General features: G+C 67.8%; 12 protein-coding genes and 4 pseudogenes. 9 read left to right on the top strand and 7 right to left on the bottom strand.

Features of this window, described 5'->3' with window-relative positions:
* Positions 1 to 504: 504 nt before the first annotated feature.
* Both WH07_RS28760 and WH07_RS28765 read right to left on the bottom strand, forming a co-directional pair.
* Complete coding sequence (locus WH07_RS28760; RefSeq protein WP_046506164.1) at positions 505 to 984, bottom strand: diadenosine tetraphosphate hydrolase; 480 nt, start codon at positions 982 to 984, stop codon at positions 505 to 507.
* A 121-nt stretch (positions 985 to 1105) separates the two neighbouring features.
* Complete coding sequence (locus WH07_RS28765; protein ID WP_079023634.1) at positions 1106 to 1651, bottom strand: winged helix-turn-helix transcriptional regulator; 546 nt, start codon at positions 1649 to 1651, stop codon at positions 1106 to 1108.
* A 303-nt stretch (positions 1652 to 1954) separates the two neighbouring features.
* Here WH07_RS28765 and WH07_RS28770 point away from each other — a divergent pair, with 303 nt between their 5' ends.
* Together WH07_RS28770 and WH07_RS41415 are read left to right on the top strand one after the other, a co-directional pair.
* Positions 1955 to 2749 (top strand): SDR family NAD(P)-dependent oxidoreductase, encoded by a 795-nt coding sequence (locus tag WH07_RS28770; RefSeq protein WP_232789091.1) that lies wholly within the window; start codon positions 1955 to 1957, stop codon positions 2747 to 2749.
* A gap of 310 nt (positions 2750 to 3059) precedes the next feature.
* A pseudogene (locus WH07_RS41415) lies at positions 3060 to 3212 on the top strand (NmrA family transcriptional regulator); the annotation flags it as partial.
* Between the two features lie 173 nt (positions 3213 to 3385).
* Here WH07_RS41415 and WH07_RS41420 read toward each other — a convergent pair.
* On the bottom strand, positions 3386 to 3799 hold the full coding sequence (locus WH07_RS41420; RefSeq protein ID WP_046506169.1) for a hypothetical protein: 414 nt from the start codon (positions 3797 to 3799) through the stop codon (positions 3386 to 3388).
* A 29-nt stretch (positions 3800 to 3828) separates the two neighbouring features.
* On the bottom strand, positions 3829 to 4053 hold the full coding sequence (locus tag WH07_RS28780) for a hypothetical protein (protein WP_046506172.1): 225 nt from the start codon (positions 4051 to 4053) through the stop codon (positions 3829 to 3831).
* A gap of 281 nt (positions 4054 to 4334) precedes the next feature.
* Here WH07_RS28780 and WH07_RS38180 point away from each other — a divergent pair.
* From WH07_RS38180 to WH07_RS38185, 5 genes and pseudogenes are all read left to right on the top strand, one after another.
* Positions 4335 to 5188: pseudogene (locus WH07_RS38180) on the top strand (IS5 family transposase).
* Positions 5185 to 5334 carry a hypothetical protein gene (locus WH07_RS41425; protein ID WP_232789092.1) on the top strand — a complete coding sequence of 50 codons (150 nt, stop codon included), beginning with the start codon at positions 5185 to 5187 and terminating at the stop codon, positions 5332 to 5334. The pseudogene WH07_RS38180 and the gene WH07_RS41425 overlap by 4 nt, the downstream one beginning before the upstream one ends.
* Positions 5335 to 5896: 562 nt before the next feature.
* On the top strand, positions 5897 to 6409 hold the full coding sequence (locus tag WH07_RS28795; protein WP_046506178.1) for a SigE family RNA polymerase sigma factor: 513 nt from the start codon (positions 5897 to 5899) through the stop codon (positions 6407 to 6409).
* Positions 6402 to 7040: a hypothetical protein gene (locus WH07_RS28800; RefSeq protein ID WP_046506180.1), complete on the top strand. Its 639-nt coding sequence runs from the start codon at positions 6402 to 6404 to the stop codon at positions 7038 to 7040. The genes WH07_RS28795 and WH07_RS28800 overlap by 8 nt, the downstream gene beginning before the upstream one ends.
* A 142-nt stretch (positions 7041 to 7182) precedes the next feature.
* Positions 7183 to 8126 (top strand): IS5 family transposase gene (locus tag WH07_RS38185; protein ID WP_408645948.1). Its coding sequence is split into 2 segments (ribosomal slippage): positions 7183 to 7572 and positions 7575 to 8126, totalling 942 coding nucleotides; the frame shifts between segments, so codons are not numbered across the junction.
* Between the two features lie 15 nt (positions 8127 to 8141).
* On the opposite strand, the gene WH07_RS28815 is transcribed toward WH07_RS38185, so the two are convergent.
* Complete coding sequence (locus tag WH07_RS28815) at positions 8142 to 8441, bottom strand: hypothetical protein (RefSeq protein WP_046506189.1); 300 nt, start codon at positions 8439 to 8441, stop codon at positions 8142 to 8144.
* A gap of 402 nt (positions 8442 to 8843) precedes the next feature.
* On the opposite strand from WH07_RS28815, the gene WH07_RS36415 reads away from it, so the two are divergent.
* Positions 8844 to 10532 carry a serine/threonine-protein kinase gene (locus WH07_RS36415; protein ID WP_157877456.1) on the top strand — a complete coding sequence of 563 codons (1689 nt, stop codon included), beginning with the start codon at positions 8844 to 8846 and terminating at the stop codon, positions 10530 to 10532.
* Positions 10533 to 10554: 22 nt separating this feature from the next.
* Complete coding sequence (locus WH07_RS41430) at positions 10555 to 11097, top strand: hypothetical protein (protein WP_052744588.1); 543 nt, start codon at positions 10555 to 10557, stop codon at positions 11095 to 11097.
* A gap of 223 nt (positions 11098 to 11320) precedes the next feature.
* On the opposite strand, the pseudogene WH07_RS42005 reads toward WH07_RS41430, so the two are convergent.
* Together WH07_RS42005 and WH07_RS42010 are read right to left on the bottom strand one after the other, a co-directional pair.
* Positions 11321 to 11560 (bottom strand): annotated as a pseudogene (locus WH07_RS42005) (hypothetical protein); the annotation flags it as partial.
* A 64-nt stretch (positions 11561 to 11624) separates the two neighbouring features.
* Positions 11625 to 11945: pseudogene (locus tag WH07_RS42010) on the bottom strand (AfsR family transcriptional regulator); the annotation flags it as partial.

Genomic DNA, 11945 nt, shown 5'->3' on the forward strand with positions numbered 1-11945 from the left:
CTGTGATCTTGGCGGTCCCCGCTCCGAAGCAGCTTTCGGCGGTACTGACGCCGACCGGGTGCCGACGTTCCTGACGCATGGTCAGCTCCTTGGGGCGCGGGTGAAGACGCTCCGCGGCGGTCCGCCGCTGGCATCCAGTATCGATCCAACAGCGCCGCGCGGCACGGCCTGCGGGGTAAGGGTTTGTACGCGAACGCTGCGTACACCCGTTCGAGTGAGACGGGAATGCTTTTGGGAGGCGGCGGCACGGACGGGCGCTCATTTGGCCACCAGAACCAGGTCGACGCCATGTGCGGGGGAGTCGACGCACGTGTCTCTTGACCCCAACGAGCAGCTCAGCCTGGCACCCGCCGTCTGCAAGGGCGAGTTTGTGCCGAGCCCGGGACAGATCTACTGCTCTCCCCGCTGCAAGAGCGCCGCCCACCGACGCGCTCCCGCCAGCCTGGCCGCATACACCTGCCCCGTCCGCGAGGGCATCTTCACCGCCAATCCCCGACTCCGCAGTCAGGCCACCGAGCGCAGCCGGTCCAGTTCGTCGCTGATCGCATCCCGCAGCGCGTCATGCTGCGGACCGAGCCTGGACTGCTCGTCACTCCACCGCTCACGCGGATAGAGCCACACAGGCTTGCTCACCACATCGGCCGGCTCCCATTCGAACCGCGGCCAGACATGCGCATGCAGGAACGCGTCCGTGTTGCCCAGGATCTCCAGGTTGACCCGTCGGAAGGCCGGGTCCAGCCGCCGACAGACACGTTCGACCGCTTCGCCGAGCTGGTCCATGTCGGACAGGAACGACAGCCGCTTCGCTCTCGGCAGGTCCGACAGCCGCCGCACATCCGGCTCGTCCACGAGCAGAACCGAGTAGCCGGGCAGGAACTGAACGTCCCCGATCACCGCGAACCCTGCCGTCAGCCGCCGCAGCACAGTCGGGTTCTCGCCCCTCAGTGCGGTCCCGATGCGGTCCATGCGCCAGTCACCAGTCATGGCCAAAACCTATATTCCGGTGATCAAGGACCGCTCTTCGATCCCCATCCTCCTCACGCGGTGGAGCGCCTCGTCCGGCAGTCAACTGCTCGACGGGGCGGCCTCCCCGACGTCATGACCGTCAAGGTGTGGAATGTGGTGACGTGGTTGTGGGCTGTGCTGATTCGCCCTGTCTCACGAGGCTGTCCATCGGCACGTCCGGGACCAAGTCGATGTCGGACACCGCCACGTGGTGGCCTTCGCTGCAATGCGGTTCGGTGCGTACCGCGGCACCACAGCCGCGATGGGGCAGGCTCATGGGTGAGGGGCCACGTCGCCGCTCACCCCACTGCATCAGCGCAGCGAGTACGGGGAAGAAGTCGGCACCCATTTCGGTGAGGTGGTAGTCGTGGCGAGTGCGCTCGCCGGGGTCACGGTACGGACGGCGTTCGAGCAGACCTGCGTCCACAAGGCTGTTCAGCCGGGTCGAGGCGACGGATTCGCTGATGCCCACCCGGACCGCGAAGTCATTGAACCGGGTCGTGCCGTAGAAGGCCTCCCTCATCAGGAGAAAGGCCGACCGGTTGCCGACCAGTTCGACCGCACGGTCGACCGGGCAATCGATCGCGTCCCACTGCGCGCGTGGGTTGAGCCAGCCCGTCAGGGGCAGATGCATCGAATCAGACATATGACGAGCATGGCTGGCTCGGCTAACCCCTTGCCAGCTAATAGCGTCCTGGCTATGGTTTTCCGGCGCCAGCCGGTGATGGATTGTTTTGTTCGGGCGCTTCGGTCGGCGCCTTCGATGTCAGGCAAGTGCGATTGGCCGACTCGCAACGCTTCGGTCGACGACCCCTAAGAGTCGGCTAACCCCTCAGAAAGGCCCCCTCGATGCCTCGAGTCATATGGACACCTCACGACATTCCCGATCTGCGGGCCCGGACCGCTCTGGTGACCGGGGGTAGTTCGGGCCGGGGGAAGGTCGTGGCGCGTGAACTCGCGCGCCGGTGCCCACGTCGTACTAGCCGTCCGTGACATCGACAAAGGCCGGAGAGCCGCGGCTGAACTTCCCGGCAGCACCGAAGTCCGCCACCTCGACGTGTCGAGCCTGGCCTCGGTCCGCTCTTTCGCGGACGGATGGTCCGGCGACCTGGACATTCTGATCAACAACGCCGGAATCATGATGGTTCCCAAGGGCCGCACAGCCGACGGGTTCGAACTCCAGATGGGAACCAACTACCTCGGCGCCTTCGCCCTCACCACCCTGCTACTGCCGCATGTGCGCGACGCGCCGACCAGCCGCGTTGTCTCGGTGTCCTCCCAGGCCCACAACGCGGGCAAGATCGACCTCGGCGACCTCGGCGGCACGCTGGGCAGGTACAACGCCCTTCGTGACTACGGCAACTCCATGCTCGCCAAGGTGTATTTCACCAACGAGTTGCAGCGCCGGTTGGAGGGTACGGGGAGTGGCATCCGTGCCATCACCGCGCACCCCGGCATTGCCAGGACCGGCCTCGGTGACCACGCCACGGGGTTCACGAAGGTGTTCCTCCACGCGACGTTGTGGACGTTCAACGACGTGGAACACGGTGCCCGTTCCATTCCTTATGCCGCTACGGCAGCCGACGTCCCGGGCGGCTCCTATGTCGGCCCCGACAGGATGGGTCACCTACGGGGCAACCCCGAGATCCACCAGCCGGGCCGCTCGGCCAATGACCCCGAACTCGGCCCCGCGCTCTGGGACGCGTCCACAAGACTCATCAGCGCCGACTCCCGCTCCATCTGAATCTGAACGGCGGTCAATCGTGTCGGTGTGCCGGTTACGGCGGCTCCGGTGCGGTCGGCGGCAAAGCGGCCCGCCTCGATACAGTCCTCCTTTTGTCGGGTGGGGTGCTCGCGGCGCATCGCGCTGAAGATGCCAACGACGATGCGTGAATCAGCTGTGCCTGAATCAACTGTCGCGACTGCGACGGACTGAACTGAAAAGGAAGTACGACGTGAACAATGCGCCCTTTTTGATTGCTGGCGCCGCGGGCGGTATTCAAGGCTCCACCGGGTTGCGCGTTGCCCGCAAGCTTCTCGAAGACGGCCACCCTGTGCGCGCACTGGTTCACCGTCTCGACGAGCGCTCGGCCCGGCTGGAGGAGCTGGGCGCGGACGTGGTTCAGGCCGACTTTCACGATCACGAGACCCTTGGCGTGGCCTTGGCCGACGTACGCCGCGCCTATTTCACCTATCCCGTACAGGAAGGCCTGCTTGAAGCCTCGACGCGGTTTGCCGCGGTCGCCCGCGAAGCCGGAGTCGAGCGGGAACATCGTCCGCCTGAAGGTCAAGCGGCTCGCCGAGCGGGGAATCCTGGCCGAGACCGAGCAGGGGCTGTTCACCCTGCCGTGACCGTAACCCCCGTCCCGGGCACCGGGCATCAGCTCGCGCGTCGCCCTGTGAGCAGGTCCTGGTACGACTTGGGCTGGAGCTGCAGGGGTGGAGCCAGGTCGCCAAAGGACTTGCCGAAGGCTTGCGGCGACCGTGCCAGTGACCCGACAGCTGCGGCGGCGCAGGTCCTGCGCCTGGCACGTTCCGACGCGAGGTGCGGCAGTGTCCGCCACAGGAGCGCGGGAACCAGGTCGAAGCAGGCGAGCGCCGCCTGATCGAGGACGAGTTCACCCAGACCCGTGCCGTCCCGCCACATCCGGGCCCTGCCATCCGCATCGGTCGACACGTACTCGGCGGTCCAGGCCCGCAGCTCCGGTGTGCGGTCCTTGACCCGAGCACGGATCTCCGCAGCCCGGTCTCCGAAGTCGGCGGCGACGCCGATCGGGTACAGATAGGCGAGCATGGCGTCGGGCAGCGAGGGATCATCCGGCCCTAGCAGCGGTCCAGGAGCTCGGCGACAAGCATCGCGGTGGGCGCCGTCGCAGGCCAGGCCTTGCCCTCGCGGCGAAGCGTCTCCGACCACAGGTGTGAGTACCCGCCGACGAAAGCCTCCGTATCGTCGCCGAGGAGAGCTGCCAGATGCCGCGGCGTGTCGCCGGCGGGGCCCGAGGCATGGAAGAGGCCGGACCAGTCCACATCATCCGTACGGTCATCCACAACGGGGATGGTGCCACAACACCTCGACGGGCTCACACTGACCAGACTCACTCCGGATCGCGGGACATGTTCACCCAGCCCGGTCCCAACCAGCCGATAGCACAGGCGAGTTGACGTGATCTCCAGCTACGAAAATTGGAAGAGCCTAATTCCTGATCGACTCGTAGTCGAGGTGTGAGTGGGCGGTTCGTGACTCTTTGAGTGGATCTGCTGTCGCCTGATCGTGTGGCGGCGAGGCGGACTCTGCCGGTCCGGGGTTGGTGATCGGGTGATGTGGCCGGGTGAGTGAACGCAAGCCGTACCCGAGTGACTTGTCGGACGAGCAGTGGTCGTTGATCGAGCCGGTGATCACCGCGTGGAAGGACCGGCACCGCTGGGTCAGCGGTCATCAGGGCGCCTACGACATGCGGGAGATCGTGAACGCGATCCTCTACCAGGGGCGGACCGGCTGCCAGTGGGCCTACCTCCCGCACGACCTGCCGCAGAAGAGTGCGACGTACTACTACTTCGCCGCCTGGCGGGACGACGGGACCGGCCAGGTCATCCATGAACTCCTGCGCTGCCAGCTCCGTGAACGCGCCCGCCGATTAGAGGACCGGACCCGACCCTGGTGGTGCTGGACACCCAGAGTGTCCACGTGGCCGCCGGGGTCCCCGCCTCCACGAGTGGCCACGATCCGGCCAAGCGGGTGCCCGGCCGTAAGCGCGGCCTGGCTGTGGACGTGCTCGGCCTGGTCATCGCGGTCGTCGTCCTCGCTGCGAACACCCACGACAACGCCGCAGGCATCATCCTGCTTGACCAGGTCGTCGAGCGCGCCGGCGGAACCGTCCGCAAAGCTCTGGCCGATCAGGGCTTCAAGAACCAGGTTGTTGTGCATGGCGCCGGCCTGGGGATTGACGTCGAGATCGTCGAACACAACCCGCAGGTCAAGGGGTTCGTGCCGCAGCCGAAGCGGTGGAGGGTCGAGCAGACCTACGGGATCCTGATACTGCACCGGCGCCTGGTCCGCGACTACGAGCACCGCCCCTCCTCCTCCGCCTCCCGCGTCTACTGGGCGATGACCCACGTCATGACCCGGCGCCTCACCGGCGCGAACGCCCCCACCTGGCGCGAGACGCAGGCGGTGGCAGCGTGAACATCGAGCCCGTGCTCGACGCCCTGGACCTCCAGGAAGACGCCGCCCGGGCCATGGCCGACGACCTCCGCGCACAGATCGACGACCTGCAGACCCGGCTGCGGGAGGCCGAGACCCACCTGAAGCACCTCGCGATCACCCGCTAGATCATCACCGGCCTCGCCGACCGGCTCCCGGCCGTCGCGCCGGACCTGCCCGAGCACCCGGACTACCCCCGCATCCTCGCCACCTTCAACCAGACGACCGGACCGCTACGGGCCAAGGACGTCTGCGAAGCCCTCGGCCCACGAACTGCTGCCGAAAAATGTCGAAGGCACCCGCGCCGAGCTGAAACGCCTGGTCAAACTCGGGCTCCTCACCGAGGCCGACACCGGCAACTTCGCCAGGAAGCCATAGCCGACACAACCTCCACCAGCCGCCCTGCTCCAACCTCAGCCGGAAACGGACATCACCTTAACGAACCGCCCACTAAGGAATCGGGCACGGAGTGGGGCAGCCCTGTGGGTCGGCGCCAGGTGGCCACTGCTGTATGCGGCGGTTCAAGGTCGAGAGCGCGCCTACGCGATGCGGGAGGTCGTGAACGCGATCCTCTGCCAGGGCCGGGCCGGCTGCCAAATCTTGCACAGGGCAGTGTGTAACATCCCGCCGCTCCCGGGCGTGCTCATGGCAAAAGAAGCATCGGGCGGGTGAACCGAGAAGGGGGGAGCGATGGCTGACCGGCCGGACGAGTTCGACGCGTTCTACACGGCCACGGCACGGCGTCTGATCGCCACGGTCTATGCCATGACCGGCGATCTGGCCGAGGCCGAGGACGCCGTCCAGGAGGCGTACATACGGGCATGGCAACGCTGGGCACGGCTGACCCGCGAGGGTGATCCGCTGCCGTGGGTGCGCACGGTGGCGATGCGCCTGGCGATCAGTACCTGGCGCAGGACGCGTAATCGCCTGCACGCGCATCGCCTGCACGGGCCGGCGGCCGATCTGCCTGCCTTGTCGGCGGACCGGGTGGCCCTGCTGTCCGCGCTGCGCGAACTCACCGCGCAGCAGCGGCAGGTAGTGGTTCTGCACCATCTGCTGGACCTTCCGGTGGAACAGGTGGCACGGGAGACGGGTGCTTCGAACGGTGCGGTGCGGACCCGGCTCAGCCGGGCCCGGAAGATCCTCGGCGAGCGGCTCGCCGAGGCAGGTGATCCGAGCGAGGAGGTTGTCCGTCATGGCTGAGGTCGACGACGTACTGGACGGTGTGACGGTGCGGATGCCGAACGCCGCGGAGATACGGAGCCGTGGATCGAGGCGCCGGGCCGGCCGGCGCCTTGGCGCGGTCGCCGTGGCCGCCGCGGTGGTGACGGCCGGTGTGGTATGGGAGATGCGGCCGATGGAAGGTGGTGGTGAGGTACGGCCGGCCGCCGAGCGCAATCCGTACCGGGTGGGAGGCGAGATCAAGAAGCTGGCCGACCGGGACGTCCCCATGTTCGGCACGTATCGCTGGAAAAAGGACAACGAGGGCTTGCTCGCCGAACCTCTTTCGCAAGTTGGCTTCGGGGGGGCCTGTCCCTACACCGTCCCGTCGTCCCTGATAGACACCGAGGACCAGGTGCGGGACTCCGCCTGGTTCGCCGGAGTCGGCGGGGCCGCCGCCCGGCAACGGGTCATCGAGTACGGGTCCGCGGACCAAGCGGCCGAAGACCTGGCACGGTACCTGAGCGATCTCGAGGCGTGCGGTCTGAAACCGCACGGCGAGGGCGGGGACAGGTACTACTCGGGGAACACCGTGGGCGGTAAGTGGCTGCGGGTCGACGTGGAGCACGGCAGGACGTGGGTCTCCGTCGTCGAGGTGCAGAACAGCTGGTAACAGGAGCGCCGGGGTTCAGCGGCGCGGCGGCAGGGGTTCGAGATGTCCTCGACCGCTGCGTCGCGCAGTGATCCGGAACGTCACCTAGGGGTTGTCCGGTCGATCATGTGACTGTCGCCTGGCCGGATCGTTGGCCTGCTGTATGGGGCGGGGTGAACGTGGTGATCTGTCGGACGCGGAGTGGGCGCGGCTACAGCCGTTCCTGCCGGTGAGCAACGGTCGGTGCGGGCGGTGGCGTGATCACCGGCAGGTGATCGACGGGATTCTGCACCGGGTTCGGTCGGGGGTTCACTGGCGCGATCTGCCGGAGCGGTTTGGGCCGTGGAAGACGGTCTACGAGCGCCATCGGCTGTGGTCGGCGGACGGCACCTGGGAACGGCTGCTGCAGCAAGTCCAGGCCGCGGTCGGCGCGGCGGACGAGATCGACTGGGACATTTCGGTGGGCTCCACCATCGTGCGCGCCCATCAGCACTCGGCCGGCGCCCGCACCGACCCGCCGCTGGCCCTTGCTGGATCAAAGGGGGACGAGCTGGTGGAACACCAGGACGAAACTCCATGGCAGAGCCTCGTCGGTCGGCTGGTGGAGGTGGTGCGGGGGGCGAGGGCCTGGGCCGCTCGCGCGGCGGCTTCACCAGCAAGGTCCACCTGAGCGCGGATGGGCACTGTCGCCCGCTGTCCCTGATCGTCACTGCGGGGCGGCGGGCCGACTGTACTCAGTTCGTTTCGGTGTTGGAGAAGATCCGGGTCCCCCGGCTCGGGTGGGGCAGGCCTCGCAAGAAGCCCGACAGCGTCGCGGCCGACAAGGCCTACGGCAACGGTCCCTGCCGTCAGTATCTGCGGCGCCGCAGCATCCGGCACACGATCCCGGAGAAGGCCGACAGTCAGGCCGCCCGCCTGCGCAAAGGATCGCGTGGCGGACGGCCGCCAGGCTTTGACGAGGACCGGTACAAGAAGCGCAACACCGTCGAGAGGACCATCAACAAGCTGAAGAACTCCCGTGCCGTCGCGACCCGTTACGACAAGCGCGGGTACGTCTTCCTCGGCACCGTCACCGCAGCCGCCCTGGTCATCTGGCTCCGCACATGACCACGTGCCACGACGTCAACTCACCGAGGCGCCCGGCGCCAACGCCAGGCCCGCTGCCGCGAGGAAGTCCTCAAGGCCGATGACACCGCTACTGGTGCCGTCGTCCCATTCGATCAGGAGCCCCGAGCGGCCCTCGTTCCACGACTCCGGACTGTCATCGAACTCAGGGTCGGGATGCCACTCGACGCAGCCCTCGCCATGCCGGTATCGGAGATACAAGTACTGGCCGTCTGCCGTCCAGGCATCCCACTGCGACGGGCAGGCAGAACACGTCTGCACAACCCGCACCAGCTTTCGGCCCTCGTCTGTATCCATCCGAGGATGGTCACGCACCAGCGGACCCTAAGCAATCGGCTTCAGGCTGTCGGCACACGCGCCTCAAATAGCGGCCAGCCGCACACCGTCAATGATCGGCCGGACAGCTCCTAGCCGACGAGTAGACCAGCATGGTCACCTGATACTACGCAGACAAGCAGCGGCGCCCGCCACCAGCCAACCTCACCCAACCCAGCCCTGAAACGGACGATCATTCACGAACCGCCCTCTGAGAGCTGGAAGCGGAGCTTGCGGCGGGCGGCGGGCAGGTGCAGCGCGTTGGGAATTCGGCGCCTGGTACCGCGACGCCTCGCACAGGCGGCTGTGTACCTGTGGCCGCATGGGCCCGCAACTGCCAAGATTCTCTGACCGTCCAAGTGCACTATTCAGTGGGGGTGTTGGGTGCAGTCGCTGACGGCTGAGGATCCGCGGCAGGTAGGTGCGTTCCGGCTGCTGTACCGCCTTGGTGAGGGCGGCATGGGGCGGGTGTACCTCGGCCGGTCGCCGGGCGGTCAGACGGTGGCAGTCAAGATGGTGCATGCGGGGATGGCCAGTGCGCCGGGCTTCAGGGAAAGGTTCGCGCGGGAGGTCCGTGTGTCCCGGGAGGTCTCCGGGCCAGGAACGGTGCCGGTGCTGGCCGCCGCCGCGGATGCCCCGATTCCGTGGCTGGCCTCCGCCTATGTTCCAGGTCCGTCCCTCGCCGAAGCCGTCCACGACCATGGACCGCTACCCGAGCCGTCCCTCTGGCGGCTGCTTGCCGGGCTGGCTCGGGCCCTGAGCACGGTGCATGGGTGCGCTCTGGTACACCGCGATCTCAAGCCGACGAACGTTCTGCTGTCCTCGGACGGGCCGTTGCTGATCGATTTCGGGATCGCCCGGGCAGCCGACGACACGGCCTTCACCGCAACAGGCTCGGTGGTGGGTTCCGCCGGCTACATGTCACCAGAACAGGCACATGGGGAGCAGGTGGGCCCCGCGAGTGACATCTTCTCGCTCGGGGCGGTGCTGACCTTTGCGGCCCTGGGGAGCGGCCCGTTTGGGAACGGCTCGCCACCGGAACTGCTGTACCGGGCTGTCCACGATGAACCGAACCTGAACGGCATGCCGGAGGACTACGCCGCAGTGGTGGGCGACTGTCTGGCCAAGGTGCCGGCGGACCGTCCCTCTCCAGAAGACCTGCTGGCCCGGGCAGAGGAACACCGTACAGACGAGCCCTGGCTGCCCGGCCCTCTTGTCCTGGCGATCTCCCGGAAAGCAGAGCAGCTCCTCAGCGTCGAGGCTGAGGACGACGCCACAAGGGCGGGGACAGGCGGCGGGCCACCGCCTCGTACAGCAGTGATCACCGAGGCCGACTCCGGTTCCCGGCCCTGGACTCCGCCGTCGTCCGCCCAGCCCTCGTCCATCCCGCCCCCATCCGGGCGGAGCGCGAACCTGTCGGGCTCCGCCACACCGCGCTCGTACGCGCCTCCCGCGTACCAGCCACCCGCACAGCCCCGCCCGGCAGGACCGAGGGCCGTGCCGGCTCATCCCGGGCCACGGCAACAAGTGTGGGTGAACCCGTGGGTGCGGCGCGGACCGCTGAGCCACCCGCTGCTGAGCCTGTTCGGACTGGCGCCCGCGACCGTTCTGCTGGTGACTGGGTCCAGCCTGAAGGCGATCGCGATCGCTCGTGATCACCCGAGTAGTTCGCTGGAGCACGGGGGCTGGAAGGACCTGACCGAGTGGGCGATGACGGACGACGGATGGCGGCTGCCGTTGACACTGATCCTCATCGTCATGCTGACCGTGCTGCAGTACTTCCGCGCCCGGCTTGAGCAGTATCCGGTGGCCGTCACCCGGACCTGGAATGTGGCCATCGGATGCTTCTGGCTCCTGTTGACGGGGACCGTGATCGCGAACTTCCTCTGGCTCATAGGGACGGCCGCGGGCGCCGAGGAGGACGCGGTAGACGGCAGGCTCCTCCTCCTCAGGGGGCTTGTGACCGCAGTCCTGATGCTGGACGGCCTCGTGACGGTACCGGTCGCGGTGGCGGCCTTCATCCGGGTGCTCCGCGGCGCTTTCGGCGACGTGGCGCGTCCCGCCCATCCCTGATCTGCCTACCGGCTGCCAGATCGTGGCGCCCCTGACCCCTCACGCGGACACCCGACCCGCCAGCCTCACTCAAACCAGTCGCGAATCGGACATCGACTTTCATATCGCCCTCTGGGGCGGCGAGCGTAGCCTTGAGGGCGTCCTGCTGCTGCGCGACCCAGGCAACCGCGCGGTACACATCAGCGCAGACCGCCATCTCGTCCGACTCCGTGAGCAGACCGATCGCACGTTCGACGTGAGCACGCGCATCGTTCAGGCGATGCAGACCCGCCAGAGCGGCAGCGAGACCGTGGTGGGCGTGGCCCTGGGCAATCGGGTCACCCAGTCGGTCCGCTGCTTCCATGGCGACGGGATGGACGGCCTCCAGCTCTCGCCGCAGGCCGCGCATGTGCAGATGATTGGTCATGACCCAGGCGAGTTGCCAGGTGTAGACGTCGTCCTGCTGCGCCGCTGCTTGTTTGACGGTCGCCGAGCAGTACCGCCCGCTCGGCGACAAACCAGGCATGCGCCCCCGCGACCGGCCAGGCTGGCCATGGCAGCCAGGGAGATGTCGGGGCCCGGGTGAAGGGCGAGCAGCCGGAACAGGCGGGCGGCTTCAGAGCTGAGAGCGTGGTAGGACCAGGAGAAGACGGCGCGCACGTCGGCCGTGGTGTCCTGGTTGTGGAGCGCGTCGGGCCGGCGGCTCTGTCGCGCTGTTCGGCCGCGACCGCTGCCAGGGAGAGAGCAGGCCGGGTTGCCGCGCGGGCGGCGGTGACCGCCAGGGCCAGCGGCAGCCGGGCGCAACGGGCGATGATCTCCTCGGCCGCTTCCGATTCGGCTGCGACCCGTCCGGGCCCAAGGCGCCGGGCGAGCAGTGCGCGGGCCTCCGGCGGGGAGAGTACGTCGAGGTGGAGTGGGTGAGCGCCGTCCACGGCAACCAGTCCGGCGAGCGGGTTGCGGCTGGTGACGATGACCGGACAGCCGGGTCCCCCAGGCAGCAGGGGACGCACCTGCGCGGCGTCGCGGGCGTTGTCCAGGAGCAGAAGCATGCGCTTGCTTGCCGGTGAGTAGAGTGCGATACAGAGCCGCGAGTGCGTCGACGCCGTCCGGCAGTCACTGTCCGTCGGCGCCGACGGACTCCAGCAAAGTACGAAGGGCCTGCTCCGGCGAGACCGGCCGACCTGCAGCTTCAAAGCCGCGCAGATTCACGTAGAGCTGGCCGTCCGGGAAACGGTCGGCGACCTGTCGGGCCCAGTGCACCGCGAAAGTGGTCTTGCCGACACCTGCCATTCCCGCGACGGCGCTGACCACCACTGCGCCTTCCAGGGGCAGACGGGCGACCTGCGCCAGTTCGGTGTCACGGCCGACGGAAGCCACAAGATCGGGGGGTAGTTGGGCCGGGACAGCGGGGATTCCGGCGGGCGCGGGCGCGGG

The organism is Streptomyces odonnellii (genome assembly GCF_000981895.1).
GTDB lineage: Bacteria > Actinomycetota > Actinomycetes > Streptomycetales > Streptomycetaceae > Streptomyces > Streptomyces odonnellii.

Excerpts from the sequence above, each read along its gene's own strand:
- WH07_RS28765 (WP_079023634.1), bottom strand. The coding sequence starts at position 1,651 with ATGTCTGATTCGATGCATCTGCCCCTGACGGGCTGGCTCAACCCACGC.
- WH07_RS28795 (WP_046506178.1), top strand. The coding sequence starts at position 5,897 with ATGGCTGACCGGCCGGACGAGTTCGACGCGTTCTACACGGCCACGGCA.
- WH07_RS28800 (WP_046506180.1), top strand. The coding sequence starts at position 6,402 with ATGGCTGAGGTCGACGACGTACTGGACGGTGTGACGGTGCGGATGCCG.
- WH07_RS28760 (WP_046506164.1), bottom strand. The coding sequence starts at position 984 with ATGACTGGTGACTGGCGCATGGACCGCATCGGGACCGCACTGAGGGGC.
- WH07_RS28815 (WP_046506189.1), bottom strand. The coding sequence starts at position 8,441 with ATGGATACAGACGAGGGCCGAAAGCTGGTGCGGGTTGTGCAGACGTGT.
- WH07_RS41420 (WP_046506169.1), bottom strand. The coding sequence starts at position 3,799 with ATGCTCGCCTATCTGTACCCGATCGGCGTCGCCGCCGACTTCGGAGAC.